Raw genomic sequence first — 23,154 nt, forward strand, 5'->3', positions numbered from 1 at the left:
CTGATCGAGGGAGGCGGGTCCCCCTGCGCATCCTGATCATGGGGGTGTCCGTCAGGCCCGCGACAGGTGACCCGGCGATGCATCGCGTCACCGTCGACACCCTTGCTCGCAGACGCGCAACACCCAGGGTTACATGACAGCCGCGCGTCGGTTCGGGGACGCGCCCCCGCTTCGGGCGACAGCGCCGCCCGGGGTGGGTGCCAAGCCTGTCGATGACATCGACCGTTCACCGGTCTGTCACCTCGGCCTCTGAACATCCGCCGCGTTCCACCGCCCCTGCGCCGTCAAGGCCTGACCCTCCAGTCGGGCCCGCGCGTGCCGCGCCGCGGTGGCAATCCCCATCCGCCGACCTCCCTGGAGTCCCCATGCGCAAGCCCCTTGCCCGCCGCCTCGCCCGCGTCTGCCTGCCGCTGACGCTGGCCCTGGCCGCCTCGTTCGCGTCCGCCACCGTCGTCACCTTCGACGACCTCGCCACCGACGGCATCGTCCCCGCCAACTACGCCGGCCTCGACTGGTCCGCCAGCTCCTGGTTCCAGTACGCCGGTGAGCAAGCCCCGTACACGCCGCATTCGGGCGACCGCCGCGCCACGCTCGGCTTCGACGGCAGCAGCGCCACCAGCGCCATCGGCTTCCTGACCCCCAGCACCTTCCAGGGCGCCTGGTTCGCCGGCTTCGACGGCGTCAACATCGCGATCGACCTGTACCGCGGCGGCCTGCTGGTCGCCTCGACGTCGACGCTGAATCTGGGCGAGACGCCCGCCTTCCTGGCCAGCGGCTACACCGGCCTCGTCGACCGCCTGGTGTTCCGCAGCAACGACCCCGCCTTCTTCGTCATGGACGACCTGAGCTTCGCCGCCGCCGTCCCCGAGCCGGCCTCCGGCGCGCTCGCGCTGGGCGGCCTGGCCGTCGCCGCGCTGGTGATCCGCCGCCGCCAGGCGTCCCAATCCGCCGCCTGAGGAGCCCGCCATGGCGCAGCAGCAAGCCCCCCGCCGCCAGTTCCTCCGCGCGGTCGCCACGGCCGCCGGCGCCACCGCCGCGATGACCAGCTTCCCGCCGGCCATCGCCCGCGCGTTGTCCATTCCGGCGGCCGTGCGCACCGGCACGATCCGGGACGTCGAGCACATCGTCATCCTGACGCAGGAGAACCGCTCCTTCGACCACTACTTCGGCACGCTCAACGGCGTGCGCGGCTTCGGCGATCCCTTCCCCGCGCCAGTGGCCGACTCGGCCAACGTCAAGGGCCGCTCGATCTGGGTCCAGCCCACCGCCAACAACGCCGCGCCCCGCGCGATCGCGCCCTTCCACCTGAACACCGCGCAGAACTTCGCCTTCATGCGCGTCAGCGGCACGCCGCACTCGTGGACCGACGCGCAGGCCGCCTGGGACCACGGCCGCATGAACAACTGGCCCAAGGCCAAGCAGAACCACTCGATGGGCCACTTCACGGCGCAGGACCTGCCGTTCCAGTTCGCCCTCGCCAACGCGTTCACGCTCTGCGATGCCTACCACTGCTCGACGCAGACCGGCACCAACACCAACCGGCTGTTCCTCTGGACCGGCACCAACGACCCGCTGCGCCTGGGCAACGGCCCGTCCACCGACAACAGCCACGACTGGTTCAACCCGAACCCGCTGGACGACTACACCTGGACCACCTACCCCGAGCGCCTGCAGTCGGCCGGCATCAGCTGGCAGGTCTACCAGAACATGGCGGACAACTTCACCGACAACTCGCTGGCCGGCTTCAAGGTGTTCCGCGACGGCTGGTACAACCGCCCGGGCTACTCACAGGTGCTGAAGGACCGCGGCATTTCCACCCGCGACCTGGACCTGCTGCGCGAGGACGTGCTCAACAACCGCCTGCCGCAGGTGTCTTGGATCGTGGCCACCGCCGAGGGCTCCGAGCATCCCGGCCCGTCCAGCCCGGCGCAGGGCGCGGACTACACCGCCAAGGTGCTGGACGCGCTCACCGCCAATCCGGACGTGTGGGCCAGGACCGTCCTGTTCATCAACTTCGACGAGAACGACGGCTTCTTCGATCACGTGCCGCCGCCGGCCGCGCCGTCCTATGTGAGCTGGAACGCCAACCCGGCGCAGGCGGTGCTCGCTGGCGGATCGACGGTGGACACCACCGGCGAGTACTGCGAGATCCTCAACGGCGCCTCGCCGACCTACCTGCACCGTCCCTATGGCATGGGCCCGCGCGTGCCGCTCTACATCGTGTCGCCGTGGAGCAAGGGCGGCTGGGTCAATTCGCAGGTGTCCGACCACACCTCGGTGCTGCGCTTCATCGAGGCGCGCTTCGGCGTCAAGGAGACCAACATCGGCGCGTGGCGTCGCGCGGTCGCGGGCGACCTGACCTCGTGCTTCAACTTCGCCGATCCGGAGGACAGCGAGTTCTTCTCGAAGCTGCCCGGCACCGTGGCGCTCGCCAACCGGGCCCGAGCGCTGCCCGGCACGACGACACCGCCGGTGCCCGGCGCGCTGCAGCTGCCGTCGCAGAACGCCGGCGTGCGCCCCGCGCGGCCACTGCCCTATGACCTGCAGGCGACCGCGGCGCTGAGCACCGGCGCCGGCCCCAATGCGACGACGATCGCGGTCACCTTCCAGAACACCGGCACCGCCGCGGCGGTCTTCCACGTCTACGACCGCACACGCCTGAACGAGATCCCGCGCCGCTACACCGTCGAGGCGGGCAAGCAGCTCACCGGCAGCTTCGTGCCGCAGACGACAGGCGCCTACGACCTGTGGATCCTCGGCCCGAACGGTTTCCATCGCCACATCGCCGGCAACGCGCGTCGCGCGGCGGCGGCCGGCCAGCCCAATCCGGAGGTGATCGCCCAGGCCGCGCCGGCCACCGGCGAACTGGTGCTGACGCTGGTCAACACCGGTCCGGTGGCGGCGACCTTCAGCGTCGCCCACAACAAGTACCAGACGGGCGCGCCGCGCAGCGTCAACGTGCCGGCGCGCAGTCGCAGCGAGCTGCGCCTGGGCGTCGCCGTTGCCGCGCATTGGTACGACGTGTCGGTGCGAGTCGGCGGCCAGCCCGACTTCCTGCGCCGTTTCGCCGGCCACATCGAGACCGGCGCGCCGTCGGTCAGCGATCCGGCGATGGAGGGCCTCGCGAAGGCGGACCAGTACCGCGTGCAGGGCGCCTGACCGACCGGCGGGCAGGGGCGCGGGAGCGTCTCTTGCCCAGCCCGGGCCTCCCCATGAAAACACGGAGGTCCTCATGCCCGTCATGCGTCTTCGTCCTTCCCGCGCCCCTGGCCGGCGCGCCGCTGCCCTGCGTGCCGCCTGCGCGGCGCTGGCATGGCTCGGTGTTGCGGCCATGGGCGCCCAGGCCCAATCGACGGTCGTGCCGCCGGATGCGCCCGGCTTCACCGAATACGTCGCGAGCCAACTGCGCCTGCAGCTGGGCGATGCGACCGTGGTCGTCCGCGAGCCGCTGACGCTGGGCATCGCCAGCGAGCGCACGCCGCTCGACAAGCTCTACGCGGCGTGCCAGGGCAACCGCAGCCATTGCGCCGACGACGTCAACGCCTTCGTGAAGACGCGGACGCAGGCCTTCCGCGCGGCGACCATCCCCGCCACGCGCGAGACGCTGCGGCTGGCGGTGCGCACGGCCGCGTCGGTGCAGCAGGCGCAGCGCGAGGTCGGCGGCGACGCGACCACCTTCCGTCCGCGGCCCTTCGTCGGTCCGCTGGTGACGGTGCCGGTCTTCGACACGCTGCGCGCCTCGCGGCTGATCAGCGAGAAGGACTACAAGACCTTGAACCTGTCGGTGGACCAGGTGCGCGAGACCGCGCGCAAGAACACCTACGACGCGATGCCGCAGGTACTGCAGACCGCCAAGCCCGCGGCGGCCGGCGAGGTGGGCAAGCTCGACGGTCCGGTGCCGCAACCCAGCCGCCTGGTCTTCATCGACGACTGGAAGCCGCTGGCCGACGCGCAGAAGGGCAAACTGATCGTCGCCGCGCCGTCCAATGACACGGTGCTCTACGTCGGCGACGACGATGCCGCGACGATCGACGCGCTGCGCGCGCAGGTGCGCGAGATCATGGGCAAGTCCGCCAATCCGCTGACGGACGTGCTGCTGCGCTGGTCGCCGTCCGGGTGGACGGTGATGCCCTGAATGCGTTGAATGCGGGGAGGGGCGCTACACTGCGCCCGTCGAAAAAGGCAGATCTGGTCTGGTAAGCCCAGGTCCTTCCTCACGGAAGCTCTGACTCTGCCCGCGCATGGGTCCCCACGACGAACGTCCGATGCAGTCCTGCATCGCCGGGTTCGTCGGTGGGGTTCTCAAGACGAAGAATCGCTCCGGCCGAACGGTCATCGAGAGAGGAAACGTCCATGCGCGCGATCCCCCCACACGACGTCATCATTGCGGGCGCAGGCCCTGTCGGCCTGATGCTGGCCTGCGAGCTCCGGCTCGCCCGTTGCTCGGTGCTGGTGCTCGAGCAGGCCACCAGCCACGATTCACCGCTCAAGCAGCCGCCTTTCGGCGTCCGCGGCCTGTCCATCCCCACGCTCGAGGCGCTGCACCGCCGCGGATTGCTCGACGCCGTCGTCGGGACCGCGGGCAGCGGCGATACCGTGCCGCCGCCACCATGGGCGCAGCAACCTCGACGACCTGGTGGCCACTTCGCGGGGATCCAGTTCTTCCACGACAGGATCGACACCGCGCGCTGGCCCTGGCGCCTACCAGGCCCGTTCAGCGAGAGCCAGCCCAGCACCATGGCCCGTATCGAATCGGCGCTTGCGGCGCGCGCTACGGCGCTGGGCGTGGAGATCCATCGCGGGGTGCGCGTGGAGGACCTGACGCAGTCGGACGACAGCGTCTGCGTGCGGGCTGGCGGCCAGGCGATGCACGCGCGATGGCTGGTGGGCTGCGACGGCGGTCGCAGCCGGGTGCGCAAGGCCGCTGGCTTCGAGTTCGCCGGCACCGAGCCGGAGTTCACCGGCTACTCCGTGGACGTGGAACTGGCCGATGGCGCGGCGCTCGCTCCGGGCCGTCACTACACGGCAACCGGCATGTACACCTACCAGCCGCCCGGCGTCATCGCGATGGTCGACTTCGATGGCGGTCATTTCCACGGCACCGCGCCGATCACCGCTGAGCATGTGCAGACGGTGCTTCGCCGCGTCAGCGGCACGGGGGTCCGCGTCAAGGCGCTCCACCTCGCCACGACCTGGACCGACCGGGCCCGCCAGGTCACGTCCTATCGCCGCGGTCGCATCCTGCTGGCCGGCGATGCCGCCCACATTCATTCGCCGCTGGGCGGGCAGGGACTCAACCTTGGGATCGGCGACGCCATGAACCTGGGATGGAAGCTGGCGGCGACGATCCGCGGCGACGCCCCCGAAGGCCTGCTCGACAGCTACACCGCCGAGCGCCATCCCGTCGGCGCGCAGGTGCTGGACTGGTCGCGCGCGCAAGTGGCGCTGATGCGGCCGAGCCCGGCGACGCGGGCGCTGGCCGCGATCATGCGCGACCTCATCGAGACCCGCGACGGGGCGACGTATTTCGCCGAACGCGTCTGGGGCGCGACGCTGCGCCACGACCTCGGCGACGCCCACCCGTTGGTCGGCCGAAGCGCGCCGGACTTGGCGCTGGATGACGGGACCAAGCTGGCGACGCATCTGCAAACGGGCCAGGGGTTGCTGTTGGACATGGACGCCGCGGCACCGCTGCGCGAGTGGTCACGGGGCTGGACGGACCGCATCGCCTATGTCGCCAGCGGCGTGAAGGAGGACCTCGGCATGCGCGCATTGCTCGTACGACCCGACGGCGTCGTCGCGTGGGTTGGCAGCGGCGGCGATGACGCGGAGTTGGAGCAGGCTGTTCGGCGGTGGTTTGGCGAGCCGTCCGTCGAGCGAGGTTGATGCCGGTGGCAGGCAGCACCACGACCTAGGTCATGCCGACGGCCCTCGGCGATTCGCTATCGTCGCCCGCTGACTCCATGTTGAAGGGCCGTCATGCTCGACCTGCATCAGTTCATCGCGCTTTTCCAGGGCCGTCCGGTGCCCGAGGACCTCATCCGCCTCGGCGGCTTCCAGAACGTCGTCAAGACGCAGTACACGCAGAGCCTGTGGCTCACCGACCATGAGAAGCGCGGCCTGGAGGCCGGCTGGTCCAAGGAGGCCGCGTTCCTGGAGCGGCTGGTGGCCATCGGCGTGGCCAACGGCTCGGGCTCGTTCTACGCGCTGTGGAACCCGGATGACGGCAGCGAGCCGGCAGCGTGGCCGGTGGTCGTGTTCGGCGACGAAGGCGGCGAGTGGGTGATCGCGCGCAACGTGCGCGAGTTGCTGCAACTCAGCGGCCTGGACGTCGAGCCGTATGTCGACCACGAGAGCGCGTATTTCTTCATCGACGAGGACGAAGAGGACGGGGACGAGTACGCGAGCGACGCGATCGAGGACTACCGCGAGTGGCTGAGCGAGGTCGCTCAGCTGGACCCGCTCACCGATCCCGATCCGGTGGTCGAGCGCGCACGTGCGCAGTGGCAAGCGCAGTTCGACGCGTGGAAGGCGCCCTACCTGGACGGGCGCTGAGAAGAACTTGGGCGGTTGCGACGGCGGGTGCGCTGTCAGGCGGAGGTGGTCGTCATCTCGCGCTCATGCGCATCCATCCGCTCGCAGCTGTCGCAGCCGTGGCAGCGATCGAAGACCGCCGCCTCGTCCAGCGCCTCCAGGATGTCCCGCCACCGGCAGCGCCCCGACTGCGCATACGACACCATCTGCTCCAGGCGCCGCCGGTCCTGCTCGCCTTTCGCTTCATAACGGCCCATCAAGGCGCGCAGGGCCTGGGCGTCGCCCGGCGGTGGATCGACCAGCCGCAGGCTGTCGTCCGAGGTCGACAGCCAACCCTCCTCCGCCAGCAGCGCCGCCAGCGCGCGCAGCTTGGTGAGCGGCCGCCGGAGACGGCGATGCAGCGCCTCCAGCGTCCATCCCGCTTCGTCGGGCGGCGTCTCGCGCAGCGCCTCGATCAAGGCCTGCGCATCCGCCGGCACCGGGTAGCGGCCATTCAGGAAGAACTGCTGCACCGACCGGTCACCCGACACGAACAGCAGCGTGCAGTCCGCGCGTTCGCCGTCGCGGCCCGCCCGGCCGGACTCCTGGTAATAGACGTCCAGCCCCGCCGGCAACTGGTAATGGACGATGCGGCGGATGTCCGGCTTGTCGATGCCCAGGCCGAATGCATTGGTCGCGACCATCACGCGGACTTCCCCGCGCATGAAGCGATCCTGCGCCTCGTGCCTCGCCGCCGCGCGCAGGCGGCCGTGATAGAGCGTCGAGGCCACGCCCGCGGCGAGCAGCGCCTCGTGGACTGCCTGCGCTGACTTCACCGTCGCGGTGTAGACGATGGTGGAGGGGCCGGCATCCGGATCGGCATGGGCCTCGGGATTCGGCGCAGCATCCGCGGTGTCGATCGCATCGCTCTCGGGTGACTGCGCGACGATCTCGATCAGGCGCCGCAGCTTGTCCGCGTCGTTGGCCAGGGGCTCCACCCGGTAATGCAGGTTGGCGCGATAGCTGCCGCCGATCAGGCATCCGGCGGCCGGGATGTCGAGCTGACGGGCGATGTCATCGATCACCTCCCCGGTGGCCGTCGCGGTCAGCGCCAGCACTGTCGGCGCGCCCAGCGCCTTGCGCGCGGCGCCCAGACGCAGGAAGGCGGGGCGGAAGTCGTGTCCCCATTCGGAAATGCAATGGGCCTCGTCGACGACCAGCAGGTCGGTGGGCCGCTCGGCCAGGCGCGCGACCCAGTCGCTGTCCTCCAGACGCTCGGGCGTGAGCAGCACCACCTGCGCGGTGCCGTCCAGCGCGGCGGTCTCCTGCTCCGACAGCGCCGCGGCCGGCAGGCCGCTGTGGACCTGCGCGCAAGCGATGCCCAACGCGGCCAGTCGTTCGCACTGGTCCTTCATCAAGGCGATCAGCGGCGACACGACCACCGTGCGCCCGGGCAGCAGGGCCGCCGGCAGTTGATAGCACAGCGACTTGCCTGCGCCGGTGGGCATCACCGCCAGCGTGTTCAGGCCGCGCAGCACGCGGTCGATGACCTCGCGCTGGCCGGGCCGCCACGTGCGCAAACCAAAGCTGCGCAGCTGACGTTCGAGGGTGCGTTGCGAGGGAGGACGACGACGCGGCATGGAGAACGGACATTGAACGCGGAGGATGCGCAGCCGGCCTCAGCAAGCCGCGCGCCCGGGTCGATTGCCAGTGGCGGCTTCTCCGCGCGCGGCTGCGATGGCCGTCGCTTCCGTCGACGGCCGCCGAGGCATCCGGACAGCGAGGGACAATCGCCGCCTCGACGGCCCCGGGCCGGCTCGACCGCCTTTCCTCCTTCACGCCGGGTGCCGCCAGACCGCTCATGACCGACCCTCAATACACGACCTTGCCGCCCTGGCCCAACGCCTATCCGGCCACCGGTGCCAGCGCCACGCTGAAACGCCTCAACGAGGACTTCATCGTGACCGAACTGCCGCTGCAGCTGCCCTCCGGTGAGGGCGAACACCTCTGGCTGGACATCGAGAAGAACGGCGCCAACACCGCCTTCGTCGCCCAGCAACTGGCCGCGGCCGCCGGCGTGCAGGACAGGGACGTCGGTTATGCCGGCCTCAAGGACCGCTACGCCGTCACGCGCCAGTGGTTCAGCATCTATCTACCCAAGGGCGAGACGCCCGACCTGACGCTGCTTCAACATCCGGAGTTCAAGGTGCTGAACCAGAGCCGTCACGTGAAGAAGCTGCGCCCCGGGGATCTGCGGGGCAACCGGTTCCGCATCGTGCTGCGGGAAGTGAGCGGCGACCGCGACGCCATCGAGGCCAACCTCCAGGCCGTGGCGTCCCAGGGCGTGCCCAACTACTTCGGCGCCCAGCGCTTCGGCCATGACGGCGGCAACGTCGAGCAGGGCCGCGCCATGCTGGCGCGCGAGATCCGCGTGCGCAACCCGAAGAAGAAGGGCATCTACCTGTCGGCGGTGCGCTCCTTCGTCTTCAATGAAGTGCTGGCGCTGCGCATCCAGCAGGGGCTCTGGGGCCAGACCCTGCCCGGCGACGTGATGGACGAAGCGGGCCGGCCCACCGGGCCGCTCTGGGGACGGGGTCGCGTCAGCACCACCGACCAGGCGCAGGCCCTGGAGAACGGCGTGGCCGAGCGTCACGCCACCCTGTGCGACGGCATGGAGCACGCTGGCCTGGACCAGGAGCGCCGCGCCCTGGTGGCGAGCCCCGCGGAGATGTCGTGGGAATGGCCGCAAGCCGATCAACTGGTGCTCACCTTCTCGCTGCCCGCTGGCAACTACGCCACGTCCGTCCTGAGCGAAATCCTCCGCGCCTCGGAGCCGGACCGGCACACCGAGGACGAGCCCGCCGCCATCGAGTGAGCGCCCCGCAGGCGCCGCAAGCGCGGGGTTGACGTCCCGCTCCCTGCTGTATTACTGTAGCGATACACGTCGACGACACCGGTCGACGTCGCCAACGATCCGCCGATGGACACCGACCTGCTCTTCAGCATCAACCCCGGCTCTTCCGAGCCGATCTACCGCCAGTTGGTGGAGCAACTGCGCCGCCGCGTCGCCAGCGGCCAGCTCGTGGCCGGGCAGGAGATCCCGTCGGTGCGCGAGCTGGCGCAGGCGCTGGCGGTGAATCCGATGACGGTCTCCAAGGCCTTCGGGCTGATGGAGGCGGAGGGGCTGGTGGAGCGTCGCCGCGGGCTGCCGATGGTGGTGGCGGCGCAGCACCAGAAGGCGATGAAGACGCGGGGTCGCGTCGAGCTGCTGCGGCCGGTGCTCGCCCAGGCCGCCGCCGAGGCGCGGCAGCTCGAGCTGCCGCCCGAGCAGGTGCTGGCGCTGTTCAAGACGCTGCTGGAAGACAAGGGAGAGACGCGATGACTCAAGCGATGGAATCGGCGATGACCCACGCGCTGGCGGTGGGCGACCGTGCCTCGGCGCAGGCCCTGGCGGATGACGCGCTCGGCGCGCCGCCGGTGCGCGCGAGCGGCCTGCGGGTCGACTTCAAGGGGCAGCCGGGCGTGATCGCCGGGCTGGACTGGGCGCTCGCGCCGGGTCAGGTCGTGGGCCTGCTGGGCCGCAACGGCGCGGGCAAGACCACGCTGCTGGAGACGCTGCTCGGGCTTCGCGAGCCGCAGGCCGGCGAGGTGCGGCTGTTCGGCCAGCCCGCGCTGCTGCCCGACGACGCGCTGCGCGCCCGGCTGGGCTACGTGCCGCAGCAGGCCGCGCTGTTCGAGGACTTCCAGGCCGGGGACCTGCTGCGCTATTTCCGCAGCTTCTATCCGCGCTGGAACGACGCGAAGGTGGACGGCCTGATGTCGCGCTGGGACATCCCGCGCGACCGGCGCGTGGGCCAGCTGTCGCAGGGGCAGCAGCAGCGGCTGTCCATCATCCGCGCGCTCGCGCATGAGCCCGACCTGCTGGTGCTGGACGAGCCCGTCGCGAGCCTCGATCCCGTCGGTCGGCGCGACTTCCTGCGCGAGCTGGTCGACCAGGTGCTCGACCGCGGCACCACGGTGCTGTTCTCGACGCACATCCTCTCCGACCTCGAGCGCGTGGCCTTCAACATCGCCTTCCTCAGCCGCGGTCGCATCGCGCTGCAGGCGCCGCAGGACGTACTGGCCGACGAGGTCCGGCTGCTGGCCGGTCCGGTGGGACGGCTGCAGGCGGCGGTCGACGCCCATGGCGGCCAAGTGCTGAGCCGGCGCGACCTGGGCGAGCAGCCGCGCTGGCTGGTGCGATTCGCCGAGGGGAACGCCCCCGCGCCCGATGCCGTGCTGCGCTGCGAGGCGCTCAACCTCGAGGACCTGTTCCTGGAGCTGACGCAATGAGCGCCGCGCTGCCGCTGCCCGGCCTGGGCGGCCATGCCGCGGTGCTGCGGGCGATGGGGCGCAAGGTCGGGCGCGTCTGGTGGCTGCTCCTGCCGGTGCTGGGTGCGACCGCGCTGGCGACGATGAGCAAACAGCCGCTGGCCGTCGCCGGGACCTTCTGCGTGACGTTGGCCATCGCGCTGCACCTGGCCTGGTGGGCGGCGGCGAATGCACTGCTGGGCTTGAACGATCCGCTGTCGGCGCACCTGATGCCGGGTCAGTTGCGGCGGCTGCGCGAGTCGGCGCTGGGCGTGTTCCTCGGCGTGGCCGCGGCCTGCGGCGGACTGCTGGGCCTGGTCTTCGACCATGGGCTGGCGTTCACGATGGGCGCCGCGGCGTTGATGCTGTCCTTCGCCATCTGCCTGCGCTGGCCGGTGATGTGGCTGGTGATCTGGGTATTGCCGTGGATCGCGTTGCCGCCGCTGCGCGAGCTGCCGTTGGCGCTGCAGGTGATGGACATCGCGCGCGAGTGGCATGCGCGCCAGCCCTTCACCCAGACCGGCGCGGTGCTGCTGTTGCTGGGCGCGGGCCTGTGGCATCTGTTCCAGGCCGGCGGCGCCGCGCATGCCCAATCCTGGGCTCAGCGCCAGCGCGTCCAGCACCTGATGACGATGCAGGGCAGCGCGGTGCCGGCGACCACGGTCTGGTCGCGCGGACCGCTGGCCTGGCTCGGCCGTTGCTTCCAATGGGCGCATCCGCTGTGGCGGGAACACCTGCTGCGCACGGCGCGGCCGACCACGGCGAGCGTGACCGCGCGCGCCGAATTCGTCGCCTTGCGCGGGCTGCACTGGTCGGCCACGGCCTCGACGACGCTGCTGCTTTTCGTCGTCTTCCTGATCGCCGAAGTGGTGCTGCTGGTCTTCCTGCCGGACCGCGCCGGGCGGGTGATCCGGGCGGCCCTGCCGGGCCTGTCGATCGGCCTGATGAGCGCGATGATCGGTCCGCTCTTCGGGCTGGACGCGACGCTGCACCAGACGCGCCGCGAGCAGGCGCTGCTGTCGCTGGTGCCCGGCATGCCGCGTGGCATCGAGATGAACCGCGTGGTCGGGCTGCGGCTGTTGCGGCATCACCTGGTGCTGTGGGGCACCGGCGTGGCGATGATGATGGCGCTGCAGGCGCTGGCGCCCGGGCATGACGACGGCTGGGGCAGCCCGCTGCTGGGCTTGAACTTCGCCGCGGTGGCGCTGCCCGGCACCCTGCTGGTCTGGCGCGACTGGTCACGCCAGGGCCTTCCCAAGGGCGCGCGGGCGGCGGTGCTGACGATGCTGATGGTCGCGCTGGTGGGCCTCAGCATCGCGGCGACCCATCGCTGGCACATCCCGGCCTTGTGGCAGGTGGCCGCGTCGGTCCTGGTGACCGTCGCGCTGGGCGCCTGGCGCTGGCGCGCGCTGCAACGGATGGCGCCCTTCTGGCCGGTCGGCCGTCACGCGGGCGAGTGAGGCCCAGGCCTCAGATCGGCAGCTCGGTGTAGTAGCGGCCGCCGTGGAAGATCAGCGGCTGCGCCAGGTCGGCGCGGCTGCAGGCCTCGACCTCGCCGACGAAGATGACGTGGTCGCCTTCCTCGTACTGGCTGCGGTTGGCGCATTCGAAGACCGCGGCGCAACCCTCGAGCACCGGCGCGCCGCCGCAGCCCTCGCGGAAGGCCACGCCGGCGAAGCGGTCGATGTCGCGCGTGGCGAAGCGCTGCGCGAGCGCCTTCTGGTCCGCGGCCAGGATGTTGATCGCGTAATGCGAGCCGCGGCTGAAGACCGGCATCGAGCCCGCGCGGCGGGCTAGGCTCCACAGCACCAATGGCGGCGACAGCGAGACCGAGTTGAAGGAGTTGGCCGTCAGGCCCACCAGCGTCCCGTCCTCCGCCCGCGCGGTCACGATCGTGACGCCGGTGGCGAACATGCCCAGCGCGGCGCGGAACTGCTGCGGGTCGAGCGGCGAGGTGGCACAGGCCGGGGACGGCGTGATCAAGGGCGGCTGGGACATGATGAGGGGCATTGTCGCCTCCCTAGAATGCCGCCATGGTTGACGCTGACTTCCTCCCCGATGCCGACCCGCAGCTGCCGGATGCTCCCGCCGGATTCGGCCATTGCGATTGCCGCCGCTGCGGCGTGGACCGCGCGCCCGCGCACCCCGCCCGCCGCCTGTTCACCGGACTGCTCGCCGCCGGCGGCGTGTCGGCGCTGACGCCGGCCTGGGCGCAGGAGGGCGTGGACGTCGGCAAGCAGAGCCGCTTCACCAAGCTGGTCTCGGCCGAGCAGGTCGAGGCCGCCGCGCAGCAGCAGTACGCGCAGATGATGCGGCAGGCGCAGGCGCAGAAGGCGCTCGCGCCGGCCAATCATCCGCAGGTGCTGCGCCTGCGCGCGATCGCGCAGCGCATCATCCCGTTCGCCGCGACCTGGAACCCGCGCGCGCAGCAGTGGCGCTGGGAGGTCAACCTCATCGGCAGCCGCGAGCTCAACGCGTTCTGCATGCCGGGCGGAAAGATCGCCTTCTACTTCGGCATCCTGCAGCAGCTGCAGCTCAGCGACGACGAGGTCGCGATGATCATGGGCCACGAGATGGCGCACGCGCTGCGCGAGCATGCCCGCGAGCGCATGGGCAAGAACATGGCCACCAACGGTGCGATCGAGATCGGCGCGGCGCTGCTGGGCCTGGGCAACATGGGCCGCGGCATCGCCAACATCGGCGGCCAGCTGCTGTCGCTGACCTTCAGTCGTGAGGACGAGAGCGAGGCCGACCTGGTCGGCATGGAGCTGGCCGCGCGCGCCGGTTACAACCCCCAGGCCGGCGTGACGCTGTGGCAGAAGATGGGACAGGCGAGCAAGGGCGCGCCGCCCCAGTTCCTCTCCACGCACCCGGCCGGCCCGACCCGCATCCGCGACATCGAGCGCACACTGCCGCGCGTGCAGGGGCTGTATGCCCGCGCGCCCAAGCCCGAGCAGCGCTTCCAGCCGCCCGCACCGGCGAAATCCTGACCCTCGGCGCGCCGTCGCGGCGCGCGCAAAGCCCGATGCCATCGGCCCTCTCCCGAATCAGGGGGCGGCACGGTGATTGCCGGGCCGGCGAATGAGGTCCACACTGGCGCCTCGTCCACCGGGGGGCGTTCATGCCGCGTCAAGAGCCGTCGCACGGATCGGGTGCATCCGCCGCACCTGAAGATGGCGCCGCGCATGTCGGCGCGGCGCTCGACTACGTCACCGACGCGGTGATCCTGCTGCGGCACGACTGGACCATCGAGTTCGTCAACGTCGCCTTCGAGCGCGCCACCGGCCGGCAGCGGGAAGCCCTGATCGGCCGCAACTACTGGCAGTCGCTGCCCGGCGTCATGGGCGCGCGCTTCGATGTCGAGGCGCGTGCCGCGATGCAGTCGCGCACGGCCCATCTCTACGAGGAATTCAATGCGCGCCTGAGCAAGTGGTTCGAGTGCCGCGCGTTTCCCTGCGAGCTCGGGCTGGTGGTGCTGTTCATCGACATCACGATGCGCAAGGCCGACGAGCTGACGCGGGTGGACCTGGAGGAGAAGCTGGTGCGCATCCAGCGCATGGAGTCGCTGGGCACGCTGGCGGGTGGCGTGGCGCATGACTTCAACAACATCCTGGCGGCGATCCTCGGCCATGCGGGCATGATGCTGGACGAGCTGCCGGCCAACTCGCCGCTGCGCGGCCACATGCAGCAGATCAAGCGCGCCGGCGACCGCGCGCGGGACATCGTGCAGCGCATCCTCGCCTACGCCCGGGGCAGCGGCCAGGAACTGGCCAAGCATCGCCTGCGCCCGCTGGTGGAGGACAGCATCGGCCTGCTGCGCTCGACCCTGCCGGCCACGGTGCGGCTGACGGTGGACCTGCATGGCGACGACTGCGTGGCGACGGTGGATCCGGCGGAGGTGCAGCAGGTGGTGCTGAACCTGTGCACCAACGCGTGGCAGGCGATGCCGGGCGGCCACGGGCATCTGCATGTGGGACTGCGCGCGGTGCACTTCGACGCGCCGCGCGCCTTCGCGATCGGCCGCGTGGCGCCGACGCGTTATGCGGCGCTGAGCGTGCGCGACGACGGCCACGGCATGAGCGAGGACGTCACGAAGCGGCTGTTCGAGCCGTTCTTCACCACCAAGCCGCGGGGGCAGGGCACCGGCCTGGGCCTGCACATCGTGCATGGCATCGTGCATGCGCACGGCGGGGCCATCGATGTGCAATCGGCGCCGGGGCGGGGCACGCAGTTCTGCGTCTACCTGCCGGTGGTCGGCGACGAGGCGGCGCCGCTCGATACGGCGGCGCTCAGCCGCGTGGCCGATCCGGGCGAGGGCGAGCATGTCGTCTACGTGGACGACGACCCGATCGTGCTGCTGATGGTGGAGGCGCTGCTCAAGAAGGCGGGCTACGACATCCGGACCTACGCGTCGCCCGACGACTGCCTGAAGGACATCGAGCAGGGGCGAACGCCGATGCAGCTGCTGATCACCGACTTCAACATGCCGGGCATGAACGGGCTGGAACTGGCCGCGGCCGTGCGCGCGACGCTGCCGTGGGTGCCGGTGATCATCACCACCGGCTACATCGGCGAAGAGCTGACCGACGCGGCTGACCGCATGGGCGGCGTGGCGGTGCTGCAGAAGGAACGCAGCTTCGAGGAACTCGTCGAACTGGCGGCGCTGGCGCTGCGCGGCTTTCCGGAATCGCGCTTCCTGGACACCGGCCTGTCGCCGCTGTGAGCGCGGGCGCGGGGTTGCCTGCGCGGCGCCGCTCAGCCCCAGCGGCCGCCGACGAACGGGTTGGTGCGTCGTTCCTCGCCGAAGCTGCTTTCGGGACCGTGACCGGGGATGAAGACGGTGTCGTCGCCCATCGGCCAGAGGCGCTCGGTGATGGAGCGGATCAGCGTGTCGTGGTCGCCGCCGGGGAAGTCGGTGCGGCCGATGCTGCCGGCGAAGAGCACGTCGCCGACGAAGCAGCGCCGCGCGGACGCCGAGTGGAACACGACGTGGCCGGGCGTGTGGCCGGGGCAGTGCCGCACGGTCAGCGTTTCCTGGCCGATCTGGACGGTGTCGCCGTCCTCGAGCCAGCGGGTCGGCGTGAACATCTCCGCCGGCGGGAAGCCGAACATCGCGGACTGCTGCGGCAGCGCGGTGATCCAGAACTGGTCGCCCTGGTGCGGGCCGATGATGGGCAGGCCGCGCAGGCGGGCGAGCTCGCCGGTGCCGCCGGCGTGGTCGATGTGGGCGTGGGTCAGCCAGATGGCCTTCAGCGTCAGGCCGAGCCGCTCGACCTCGGCGAGCAGCCGAGGCACCTCGCCGCCCGGATCGATGACGGCGGCCTCATGGGTGAGGTCGCACCAGACGAGGGAGGCGTTCTGGAGGAACGGGGTGACGGGGACGGTGTGGTGGCGCAGGGGCATGGGGTCGCGGCAGGGGTGGCCGCGCGGAGGCGGCGTCGACGGCAATGTATCGGACTCGCGACCCGCTCGCGCGCCAAGGCAATGCCGCGACGCGGCGACCCGCGGCGTATCCGTGATTCCGCCCCGTCCTCAGCGGCCCAGATAGAAGTCCATCGGAATCAGCTCGACCGCCCATCCGCCTTCCTCGCCCAGCGTGGCGGCCGGGTGCATGGACGCGATGCGCAGCGCTTCCTCCTGGCTGTCCGCCTCGATGATGAACAGGCCGCCGACCATTTCCTTCGTCTCGACATAGGGTCCGTCGGTGACCTGCGTCCTGCCGCCGCGCGGGCGCAGCGTCTTCCATCCTTCCAGGTCGCCCAGCGAGGCGGAGACCAGCACCTTGCCGGTGGCGCGCATCTTCTCGTCCAGCGCCGGGCACTGGCTGACCAGGGCCTTGACGTCTTCGGGCGCCATCGCGGCGAAGGCTTCGGGGGTGTAGTAGGCGAGGCCGAGGTATTTCATGGGCAGTCCTTGAGAGGGGTGATGCAGGGACGACGAACCGGCGCATCCGAATTCGACATCTTGCCGAAATTGACGTCGCTCCCCGTCCGCTGCAGACTTGCGGCCTTCATCCACCCACCCCGACAGGAGAAGACCATGGAACAAGCAGATCGTGTCGACCTTCTCGTGTCCGGCTGCCTGAGCGCCCAGCGCTCCTGACTCCGCGCTCAACGCGGGTCCATTGATCGTCGCGCCAGTCGCGGCCGGCTTCCCACTCAGCTCACGCCATGCGCCATCGCGCGTGGTCGGGTTCGCGCCTGCGCGAACGAAGCCAAATTCAATGGACTCCCATGATCGACATCGACTTCGAGACGCTGCAAGCGCTCGGTCTCACCCCCTTGATCGCCTCCCGCGCCGCGCAGCTCGGCGCCCATGAACCGAATTCGCGCCTGGCGCGAGTGATCGAATCCCAACGCGACTGCTTCACGCTGCACGACGACCGCGGCGAGCGGCTCGCGCGCGCGCTGCCCCGGCTGGTGCAACAGCTGCAAGCCAGCGCGCAAGCGCTGACGATCGGCGACTGGGTCGGCATGCAGGTGGACATCCACGGCCAGGCCTGGATCACCGATCGCGTCGACCCCGTCACGCAGATCGCGCGGCGCGCGAATGACGGGCGTCGCCAGCCGCTGGCGAGCAACGTCGACACGGCGCTGCTCGTGATGGGACTGGACGCCGACTTCAACGCGCGCCGGATGGAACGCTACATCGCCATGGTGACGGCCTGCGAGGTCACGCCGGTCGTCGTGCTGACCAAGCGCGACCTCGCGCCCGACGCGCCGGACCGCATCGCGGAGATGCGCAGCCGCCTGCCCCCGACCGTGCCGGTGCTGCCGGTCAACGGCCTTTCGCCGGCGACCTGTGCCGAGCTCGATCCCTGGATGCAGGCCGGACAGACGCTCGTGGTGCTCGGTTCCTCGGGCGTCGGCAAGTCGACCTTGATCAACACGCTGGCTGGCGCCGCCCAGGACACGGGCGGCGTGCGCAAGGGCGACGGCCGCGGACGGCACACGACGACGGCCCGTTCGCTGCATCGCACTGCGCTAGGCGCCTGCATCATCGACACGCCCGGGCTGCGCACCTTCCGGCCCGATGCGGACGCGCGCACGCTGGCGTCGTCCTTCGACGACATCCAGTCGCTCGCGCAGCATTGCCGCTTCCGGGATTGCCACCATGAGGGTGAGCCCGGGTGCGCCGTGGCGGCGCAGGTCGACCCCGACCGGCTCGACAACTACAAGAAGCTGATGCGCGACGCGCAGCGCGGCGAGATGACGGCGCTGGAGCGCATCGCGCTGCGAGGCAAGTGGAAGGCGATCGGCAAGGCGGGCAGCCAGCGGGCGCGTGACAAGCGGTCGTGAGCGGCCATCACTTCACGATCACCTTGCCGACCATGCCGGCCTCGAAATGCCCCGGCTGCAGGCACGCGAACTGGAACTCGCCGGGCTGGGTGAACTGCCAGACGATGTCCCCGGTCTGGCTCGGTTTGACATGCGCCATGTTGGCGTCGTCATGTTCCATCTTGGGAAACCGCTTCATCAGCGCGGCGTGCTGGGCGATGGAGTCCGTGGTGCCCAGCACCATCTCGTGCAGCACCTGGCCGCTGTTGTGGACGACGAACCGGATCGTCTCTCCCTTCCTGACCGTCACGTCGGACGGCGTGAACCGCATGTTGTCGGCCATGTTGACCTGGATGGTTCGAACCACCTGCCCCGGTCGGCCCTCTTGGCCGAAGGCGGTCGCCTCGACCTTTCCGTCGTCATGGCGGCGAGGCTTGGCGGGGTCCTCGTCGCCATGGGCGATAACGGCGACCGAGGCGAGGGACAGCACGGCGAAGGCACAGGCGTGCAGCGTTTTCATGGGGACTCCTTGGGTGACCGGCATGGCCACGGGGTTGGCGAACGTCGAGGGGTGTCGGCGTCGGGCCAAGGGGCCCGCGACTCGAGGAGTCTGGACCTTGCCCCAGTGGGAAGGTCAAGCGGCTGGGGCTGTCCCCTGGTGGCGCCGACGCGGCCGAAGCAGACGTTTTTGCCGCATCACGGAGGTTCGCCACGCGGGTCGTCGCCACGCTGGCGAGGGGCGGGCGGGGCGCGCCGAAGGCACCGCGTCGTTGTCGGGCGGGGAACGGCACTTGCCCGCAGCAGGGCTCTTCCCGGGAGCAGGCATGTTGCTGGTATCAAGGTCGAGCGCGATGGCGAGGTCCAAGTGGCTGCGCTGTTGATGCGACTGCGGTCGCCGCTGCTGCGGCGCCTGCTGGTGGCGTTCATGCTCGGCACGATGGTGCCGGTGGCGACGGCATCGGTGATCTGCCAGATGCTGTGCGCGGTGTCGGCAGATCACGGCGAGAGCCATGCGCACGGCGATTCCCCCGACCACCCCGTGGCCGACGCGCCGGCTGCCGACACCGGCACGCACGGCCTCTTTCACGGCCCCTGCCAGCTCACTGCCGTCCCGACCGCGCCCTCCGGCGCCGCGTCGGCGGTGCTGCTCAAGCTCACCTTCGAGTGGGCGCGCAAGCCGCCGTTCGGGATGGCGTCCCATGTACGGCCGCCGCCCGACCCACCGCCCAAAGCCTGAGCGTCTCCGCAAGCGGCCGCTTCGCCCGCGAAGCGGCCTCCATCCCTTTTTGCCGGCCTTGAAGCGGCCGGCCTACCGGAGACCGACATGTCCCATCAAGTCAACCAAGCCTGCGTCGAGGCTTGCAACGCCTGTGCCGATGCCTGCGACCACTGCGCCACCGCCTGCCTGCGAGAGCAGGACGTCAAGATGATGGCGAAGTGCATTGCCCTCGACATGGACTGCGCCGCCATCTGCCGACTCGCGGCGAGCTACATGGCGCGAGGCAGTCAGTTCGACCGCCAGCTCTGCCAGCTGTGCGCCGCCGTGTGCGATGCCTGCGGCGAGGAGTGCGCCCGGCACGAGCATCCCCATTGCCAGGATTGCGCGGTCGCTTGCAAGCGTTGCGCGGACGAGTGCCGCCGCATGGCGGCGTAGTCGGCCGCAGCGCCGCTTCTGACTTTCGCTTCTGACCTCGCAGATCCTTGGCGCCGTCATTGCGCCGAGGATCTGCGCCACCTGGATCAGGAACCCGACGACGGCCGGATCCGGGGCCCGCGGCCTACGCGCCGCGGCGTGAACCGTCACCTGGATGGAGGCGCCGCCTCGTCCCTGGGCGTAACGGGCCACGGCGTCTTCCGTCGGCCCGCCATCTCAGCGCCCATGGCCTGAAGCTCCGGCCCGGTCAGCGCTTCGAGCGCTGCCGGATAGGCCGCGTGGTCCTCGACCTCGATGTGCCCGCGGTACAGCGTCGCGAAGCGGTCCCAGCGCTCGCGCGCGCCGGGCAGCTCGTCGTCGCGCAGGCGGCCATCGCGGATCGCCTCGAGCGTGGGCGCGATCGCGGCCCACTGCGCTTCCATCTCGCGATGCTCGGCGCCCAGCCGGTCGGCGAGCGCGCCCTGGCCGCGTTCGCGCAGCCGCGGCAGCACATGCCGTTCCTCGTCTTCGTGGTGCAGCGGCGCTGCCAGGGTGAAGTAGCGCAGCACGTCGCCGGCCGCGTCCCGCGCCTGACCGTCGCAGCCGTGCGCCGCGACGTGGGTGCCCAGGCGCGCCAGCAGCGCCAGCGTCCGCGCCATGCGCTCGTGGCACGCGCCCATCAGCTCGAACGGCGCGTCGAAGCCGGCGGCCGGCGCGGCGTGCAGCGGACTCACGCCGGGATCACTCCAGGTAGTGGCCCATCCGCTTGCGCTTGGTCTCGAGGTAGCGCTCGTTGTGCGGATTGGCCGCGATGCGCAGCGGCACCAGCGCCTCGACCTCGACGCCGCCGGCCACCAGCGCGTCGCGCTTCTGCGGGTTGTTGGTAATCAGCCGGACGCTCTTCACGCCCAGCAGGCACAGGATGTCGATGGCGTCGGCGTAGTCGCGCTCGTCCTCGGCATGGCCCAGGCGCAGGTTGGCGTCGATGGTGTCGACGCCCGCCTCCTGCAGCGCGTAGGCGCGCAGCTTCTCGACCAGGCCGATGCCGCGGCCCTCATGGCCTCGCATGTAGATGACGATGCCGCCCTCGTCCTTCAGCAGGTCCAGCGCGCCTTGCAGTTGCGGGCCGCAGTCGCAGCGCAGCGACTGGAACACGTCGCCGGTCAGGCATTCGCTGTGCACGCGCAGCAGGCCACCGCGCTCCTGCAGCGGACCGACCGACAGCACCAGGTGCTCCGAGCCGGTGACCGGGCTGCGGAAGGCCCGCGCCTGGAAATCGCCCAGCGACGACGGCAGATGCACCACCTCCCACTCGGTCGCCCCTTGCGTGCCCAACGGGATCTTCTCGCAGTGATTCACAGCCATCTCTCCAGCAGTCACCTCGGCGCCCTCTCGGACGGCCTCGTCGTTCATGTCGTGCGGTGCGCGCCCGTCGTCGTCGACCTGCGCGCCCAAGGGCCGCAATTTAACCGTTCTCAGGGTAAACGCGCTGTCGCGGGCTGGAGAGGCCTCTCGGTCGCAGGGGCCTGGGCATGCAAAATCGGCCGCACCGCCACCGCCCCTGGGACGCCCATGACCGCTCTCCCGCCCGCCGCCGCGCCCGCGTCGACCGCCACGCTGCCGAGCCCGCGCTTCGACGAGTTCCCCCGCTACGAGGCGCTCACCCGGCTGCTGTTCAGCTACGCGGAGGCCTGTCCCAACCTGGTGTCGGTGCGGTCGATCGGCAAGAGCTTCGAGGGGCGGGAGATCTGGGTCCTCATCCTGACCAACACCGCCACCGGCATCGACGTCGAGAAGCCCGCCTTCTGGCTCGACGGCAACATCCACGCCGCCGAGCTGACCGCCTGCACCACCTGCCTGTACTACCTGCACGACCTGCTGAGCAAGTACGGCACCGACGCGCAGGTCACCCACCTGCTGGACACGCGCACGATCTACATGGTCCCGCGCCTGAACCCCGATGGCGCCGAGCTGGCGCTGGCCGACCGGCCGCGCCACATCCGCTCGTCCACGCGCCCGTATCCGTTCGACGAAGAGGCCGTCGAGGGCCTGAGCGTCGAGGACATCGATGGCGACGGCCGCATCCTCACGATGCGGGTCCCCGACCCGCACGGCGGCTACAAGAAGCATCCCGACGACCCGCGCCTGATGGTCGCGCGCCAGCCCGGCGAATTCGGCGGCGAGTACTACCGCCTGATGCCCGAGGGCCTGGTCATCAACCACGACGGCCTGACCATCAAGGTCAACCGCGACAGCGAGGGCCTGGACCTGAACCGGAACTTCCCCGCCGGCTGGCGCCAGGAGTTCGAGCAGGTCGGTGCCGGCCCTTACCCGACCAGCGAGCCCGAGGTGCGCGCGATGGTCGACTTCATGGTCGGCCATCCCAACATCGGCGCGGCCATCAGCTTCCACACGCACAGCGGCGTGATCCTGCGGCCCTGCGGCACTCGCAGCGACGAGGAGATGGCGCCCGAGGACCTGTGGGCCTACCAGCGCTTCTCCAGGCTGGGCGAGCAGCACACCGGTTATCCGGCGGTGAGCATCTGGCACGAGTTCAAGTACCACCCCAAGGAGGTCATCACCGGCACGCAGGACTGGGTGTACGAGCACCTGGGGGCGCTGTTCTGGGTGGTGGAGCTGTGGTCGCCCAACAAGGAGGCGGGCATCACCGGCTACAAGTGGATCGACTGGTTCCGCGACCATCCGGTCGAGGACGACCTCAAGCTGCTGAAGTGGAGCGACGAGCACTGCGGCGGGCAGGCGCATGTCGAGTGGACCGCGTTCATGCATCCGCAGCTGGGGCCGGTGGAGATCGGCGGCTGGGACAAGATGAACTTCTGGCGCAACCCGCCGCCGCACCTGCGCGAGCGCGAGGCGGCGCGGTTCCCGGCGTGGATGAACCAGATCGCGCTCAGCCTGCCGAAGCTGGAGCTGCTGAGGACGGAGGTCCGCGCGCTCGGGCCGGATACGTGGCGGCTGCGGATGGCGGTGGGCAACAGCGGCTGGCTGCCGGCCTACGTGACCAAGCAGGCGCTGGCGCGCAAGCAGACCCGCGGGGTGATGTTCGAGATCTTCCTGCCGGTGGATCCCGAAGTGGGGCTCATCAGCGGCAAGCCGCGGATGGAAGGGCCGCAGCTGGAGGGGCATGCGCCGAAGCAGACGCAGCTGGCGTTCCTGCCGGAGCGGGACATCACCGGCGATCGTGCCTACGGTGAATGGGTGGTCAGAGCGCCGCAGGGCACGCGGTTGAGCCTGGTCGCGTGGGCCGATCGGGCCGGCACGGTGAGGACTGAAGTCACGCTCGATTGAGGTTGGCCGCACTGCGGCGACCGCAGCCCTCACCCCTGCCCTCTCCCGCAAGCGGGAGAGGGAGAAAGAAGC

General features: G+C 70.5%; 22 protein-coding genes. 15 read left to right on the forward strand and 7 right to left on the reverse strand.

All coding sequences use genetic code 11. The features are described 5' to 3' along the window. The first annotated feature begins 365 nt into the window (after positions 1 to 365). From FHT38_RS23845 to FHT38_RS23865, 5 genes are all read left to right on the forward strand, one after another. Positions 366 to 956: a PEP-CTERM sorting domain-containing protein gene (locus tag FHT38_RS23845; protein WP_183493427.1), complete on the forward strand. Its 591-nt coding sequence runs from the start codon at positions 366 to 368 to the stop codon at positions 954 to 956. A gap of 10 nt (positions 957 to 966) precedes the next feature. Beyond that, the gene (locus FHT38_RS23850; protein ID WP_183493428.1) at positions 967 to 3,159 is read left to right on the forward strand and encodes a phosphocholine-specific phospholipase C; all 2,193 of its coding nucleotides are present in this window, start codon (positions 967 to 969) and stop codon (positions 3,157 to 3,159) included. Between the two features lie 172 nt (positions 3,160 to 3,331). Further along, on the forward strand, positions 3,332 to 4,135 hold the full coding sequence (locus FHT38_RS23855; protein WP_183493429.1) for a hypothetical protein: 804 nt from the start codon (positions 3,332 to 3,334) through the stop codon (positions 4,133 to 4,135). 218 nt (positions 4,136 to 4,353) lie between these two features. Then, entirely contained in the window at positions 4,354 to 5,886 is a 1,533-nt protein-coding gene (locus FHT38_RS23860) for an FAD-dependent monooxygenase (protein WP_183493430.1), read from the forward strand. A 93-nt stretch (positions 5,887 to 5,979) separates the two neighbouring features. Then, a complete protein-coding gene (locus FHT38_RS23865; protein ID WP_183493431.1) occupies positions 5,980 to 6,555 on the forward strand; it encodes a hypothetical protein in 576 nt (191 codons plus the stop codon). Positions 6,556 to 6,590: 35 nt separating this feature from the next. Here the strand turns inward: FHT38_RS23865 and FHT38_RS23870 are convergent, their stop codons facing one another. After that, entirely contained in the window at positions 6,591 to 8,093 is a 1,503-nt protein-coding gene (locus tag FHT38_RS23870; RefSeq protein WP_183493432.1) for an ATP-dependent DNA helicase RecQ, read from the reverse strand. Positions 8,094 to 8,374: 281 nt separating this feature from the next. On the opposite strand from FHT38_RS23870, the gene truD reads away from it, so the two are divergent. The 4 genes from truD to FHT38_RS23890 all read left to right on the forward strand — a co-directional run bounded on the left by truD (position 8,375) and on the right by FHT38_RS23890 (position 12,323). Then, on the forward strand, positions 8,375 to 9,388 hold the full coding sequence (gene truD / locus FHT38_RS23875; RefSeq protein WP_183493433.1) for a tRNA pseudouridine(13) synthase TruD: 1,014 nt from the start codon (positions 8,375 to 8,377) through the stop codon (positions 9,386 to 9,388). Positions 9,389 to 9,493: 105 nt separating this feature from the next. Then, a complete protein-coding gene (locus tag FHT38_RS23880) occupies positions 9,494 to 9,895 on the forward strand; it encodes a GntR family transcriptional regulator (RefSeq protein WP_091730559.1) in 402 nt (133 codons plus the stop codon). Beyond that, positions 9,892 to 10,845 (forward strand): ABC transporter ATP-binding protein, encoded by a 954-nt coding sequence (locus FHT38_RS23885; protein WP_255488902.1) that lies wholly within the window; start codon positions 9,892 to 9,894, stop codon positions 10,843 to 10,845. Before FHT38_RS23880 ends, FHT38_RS23885 begins: the two co-directional genes overlap by 4 nt. After that, a complete protein-coding gene (locus FHT38_RS23890; protein ID WP_183493434.1) occupies positions 10,842 to 12,323 on the forward strand; it encodes a hypothetical protein in 1,482 nt (493 codons plus the stop codon). The genes FHT38_RS23885 and FHT38_RS23890 overlap by 4 nt, the downstream gene beginning before the upstream one ends. A 10-nt stretch (positions 12,324 to 12,333) precedes the next feature. On the opposite strand, the gene FHT38_RS23895 is transcribed toward FHT38_RS23890, so the two are convergent. Further along, a complete protein-coding gene (locus tag FHT38_RS23895) occupies positions 12,334 to 12,861 on the reverse strand; it encodes a flavin reductase family protein (RefSeq protein WP_183483914.1) in 528 nt (175 codons plus the stop codon). Between the two features lie 35 nt (positions 12,862 to 12,896). Here FHT38_RS23895 and FHT38_RS23900 point away from each other — a divergent pair, with 35 nt between their 5' ends. Next, positions 12,897 to 13,853, forward strand: a complete 957-nt coding sequence (locus FHT38_RS23900) for a M48 family metallopeptidase (protein WP_183493435.1) — start codon at positions 12,897 to 12,899, stop codon at positions 13,851 to 13,853. 131 nt (positions 13,854 to 13,984) lie between these two features. Next, the gene (locus tag FHT38_RS23905) at positions 13,985 to 15,586 is read left to right on the forward strand and encodes an ATP-binding protein (RefSeq protein WP_091730575.1); all 1,602 of its coding nucleotides are present in this window, start codon (positions 13,985 to 13,987) and stop codon (positions 15,584 to 15,586) included. A gap of 32 nt (positions 15,587 to 15,618) precedes the next feature. Here FHT38_RS23905 and FHT38_RS23910 read toward each other — a convergent pair whose 3' ends face one another. Together FHT38_RS23910 and FHT38_RS23915 are read right to left on the reverse strand one after the other, a co-directional pair. Beyond that, positions 15,619 to 16,266 carry an MBL fold metallo-hydrolase gene (locus FHT38_RS23910; RefSeq protein WP_183493436.1) on the reverse strand — a complete coding sequence of 216 codons (648 nt, stop codon included), beginning with the start codon at positions 16,264 to 16,266 and terminating at the stop codon, positions 15,619 to 15,621. 129 nt (positions 16,267 to 16,395) lie between these two features. Further along, the gene (locus FHT38_RS23915; RefSeq protein WP_183483918.1) at positions 16,396 to 16,767 is read right to left on the reverse strand and encodes a YciI family protein; all 372 of its coding nucleotides are present in this window, start codon (positions 16,765 to 16,767) and stop codon (positions 16,396 to 16,398) included. Between the two features lie 329 nt (positions 16,768 to 17,096). Here FHT38_RS23915 and rsgA point away from each other — a divergent pair, with 329 nt between their 5' ends. Beyond that, the gene (gene rsgA, locus FHT38_RS23920; RefSeq protein ID WP_183493437.1) at positions 17,097 to 18,161 is read left to right on the forward strand and encodes a ribosome small subunit-dependent GTPase A; all 1,065 of its coding nucleotides are present in this window, start codon (positions 17,097 to 17,099) and stop codon (positions 18,159 to 18,161) included. Between the two features lie 7 nt (positions 18,162 to 18,168). Here the strand turns inward: rsgA and FHT38_RS23925 are convergent, their stop codons facing one another. Next, entirely contained in the window at positions 18,169 to 18,660 is a 492-nt protein-coding gene (locus FHT38_RS23925; RefSeq protein WP_091730593.1) for a plastocyanin/azurin family copper-binding protein, read from the reverse strand. Positions 18,661 to 19,005: 345 nt separating this feature from the next. Here FHT38_RS23925 and FHT38_RS23930 point away from each other — a divergent pair, with 345 nt between their 5' ends. Beyond that, complete coding sequence (locus tag FHT38_RS23930) at positions 19,006 to 19,377, forward strand: hypothetical protein (RefSeq protein ID WP_183493438.1); 372 nt, start codon at positions 19,006 to 19,008, stop codon at positions 19,375 to 19,377. A gap of 87 nt (positions 19,378 to 19,464) precedes the next feature. Then, positions 19,465 to 19,794 carry a four-helix bundle copper-binding protein gene (locus FHT38_RS23935; RefSeq protein WP_091730603.1) on the forward strand — a complete coding sequence of 110 codons (330 nt, stop codon included), beginning with the start codon at positions 19,465 to 19,467 and terminating at the stop codon, positions 19,792 to 19,794. A 146-nt stretch (positions 19,795 to 19,940) separates the two neighbouring features. Here the strand turns inward: FHT38_RS23935 and FHT38_RS23940 are convergent, their stop codons facing one another. Then, positions 19,941 to 20,507, reverse strand: a complete 567-nt coding sequence (locus FHT38_RS23940; protein ID WP_310737423.1) for a hemerythrin domain-containing protein — start codon at positions 20,505 to 20,507, stop codon at positions 19,941 to 19,943. Positions 20,508 to 20,514: 7 nt separating this feature from the next. After that, a complete protein-coding gene (gene ribA / locus FHT38_RS23945) occupies positions 20,515 to 21,138 on the reverse strand; it encodes a GTP cyclohydrolase II (protein ID WP_217648492.1) in 624 nt (207 codons plus the stop codon). Positions 21,139 to 21,345: 207 nt separating this feature from the next. Between ribA and FHT38_RS23950 the strand changes: the two genes are divergently transcribed. Beyond that, complete coding sequence (locus FHT38_RS23950) at positions 21,346 to 23,082, forward strand: M14 family metallopeptidase (RefSeq protein WP_183493439.1); 1,737 nt, start codon at positions 21,346 to 21,348, stop codon at positions 23,080 to 23,082. The last annotated feature ends 72 nt before the right edge of the window (positions 23,083 to 23,154 follow it).

The organism is Mitsuaria sp. BK041, from assembly GCF_014193085.1.
GTDB lineage: Bacteria > Pseudomonadota > Gammaproteobacteria > Burkholderiales > Burkholderiaceae_C > Roseateles.

Coding starts and splice junctions, on each gene's coding strand:
- FHT38_RS23900 (WP_183493435.1), top strand. CDS start 12,897: ATGGTTGACGCTGACTTCCTCCCCGATGCCGACCCGCAGCTGCCGGAT.
- FHT38_RS23935 (WP_091730603.1), top strand. CDS start 19,465: ATGTCCCATCAAGTCAACCAAGCCTGCGTCGAGGCTTGCAACGCCTGT.
- FHT38_RS23910 (WP_183493436.1), bottom strand. CDS start 16,266: ATGCCCCTGCGCCACCACACCGTCCCCGTCACCCCGTTCCTCCAGAAC.
- FHT38_RS23885 (WP_255488902.1), top strand. CDS start 9,892: ATGACTCAAGCGATGGAATCGGCGATGACCCACGCGCTGGCGGTGGGC.
- FHT38_RS23905 (WP_091730575.1), top strand. CDS start 13,985: ATGCCGCGTCAAGAGCCGTCGCACGGATCGGGTGCATCCGCCGCACCT.
- FHT38_RS23925 (WP_091730593.1), bottom strand. CDS start 18,660: ATGAAAACGCTGCACGCCTGTGCCTTCGCCGTGCTGTCCCTCGCCTCG.
- FHT38_RS23860 (WP_183493430.1), top strand. CDS start 4,354: ATGCGCGCGATCCCCCCACACGACGTCATCATTGCGGGCGCAGGCCCT.
- FHT38_RS23865 (WP_183493431.1), top strand. CDS start 5,980: ATGCTCGACCTGCATCAGTTCATCGCGCTTTTCCAGGGCCGTCCGGTG.
- rsgA (WP_183493437.1), top strand. CDS start 17,097: ATGATCGACATCGACTTCGAGACGCTGCAAGCGCTCGGTCTCACCCCC.
- FHT38_RS23895 (WP_183483914.1), bottom strand. CDS start 12,861: ATGTCCCAGCCGCCCTTGATCACGCCGTCCCCGGCCTGTGCCACCTCG.
- FHT38_RS23850 (WP_183493428.1), top strand. CDS start 967: ATGGCGCAGCAGCAAGCCCCCCGCCGCCAGTTCCTCCGCGCGGTCGCC.
- truD (WP_183493433.1), top strand. CDS start 8,375: ATGACCGACCCTCAATACACGACCTTGCCGCCCTGGCCCAACGCCTAT.
- ribA (WP_217648492.1), bottom strand. CDS start 21,138: ATGGCTGTGAATCACTGCGAGAAGATCCCGTTGGGCACGCAAGGGGCG.
- FHT38_RS23890 (WP_183493434.1), top strand. CDS start 10,842: ATGAGCGCCGCGCTGCCGCTGCCCGGCCTGGGCGGCCATGCCGCGGTG.
- FHT38_RS23855 (WP_183493429.1), top strand. CDS start 3,332: ATGGGCGCCCAGGCCCAATCGACGGTCGTGCCGCCGGATGCGCCCGGC.
- FHT38_RS23880 (WP_091730559.1), top strand. CDS start 9,494: ATGGACACCGACCTGCTCTTCAGCATCAACCCCGGCTCTTCCGAGCCG.
- FHT38_RS23845 (WP_183493427.1), top strand. CDS start 366: ATGCGCAAGCCCCTTGCCCGCCGCCTCGCCCGCGTCTGCCTGCCGCTG.
- FHT38_RS23915 (WP_183483918.1), bottom strand. CDS start 16,767: ATGAAATACCTCGGCCTCGCCTACTACACCCCCGAAGCCTTCGCCGCG.
- FHT38_RS23950 (WP_183493439.1), top strand. CDS start 21,346: ATGACCGCTCTCCCGCCCGCCGCCGCGCCCGCGTCGACCGCCACGCTG.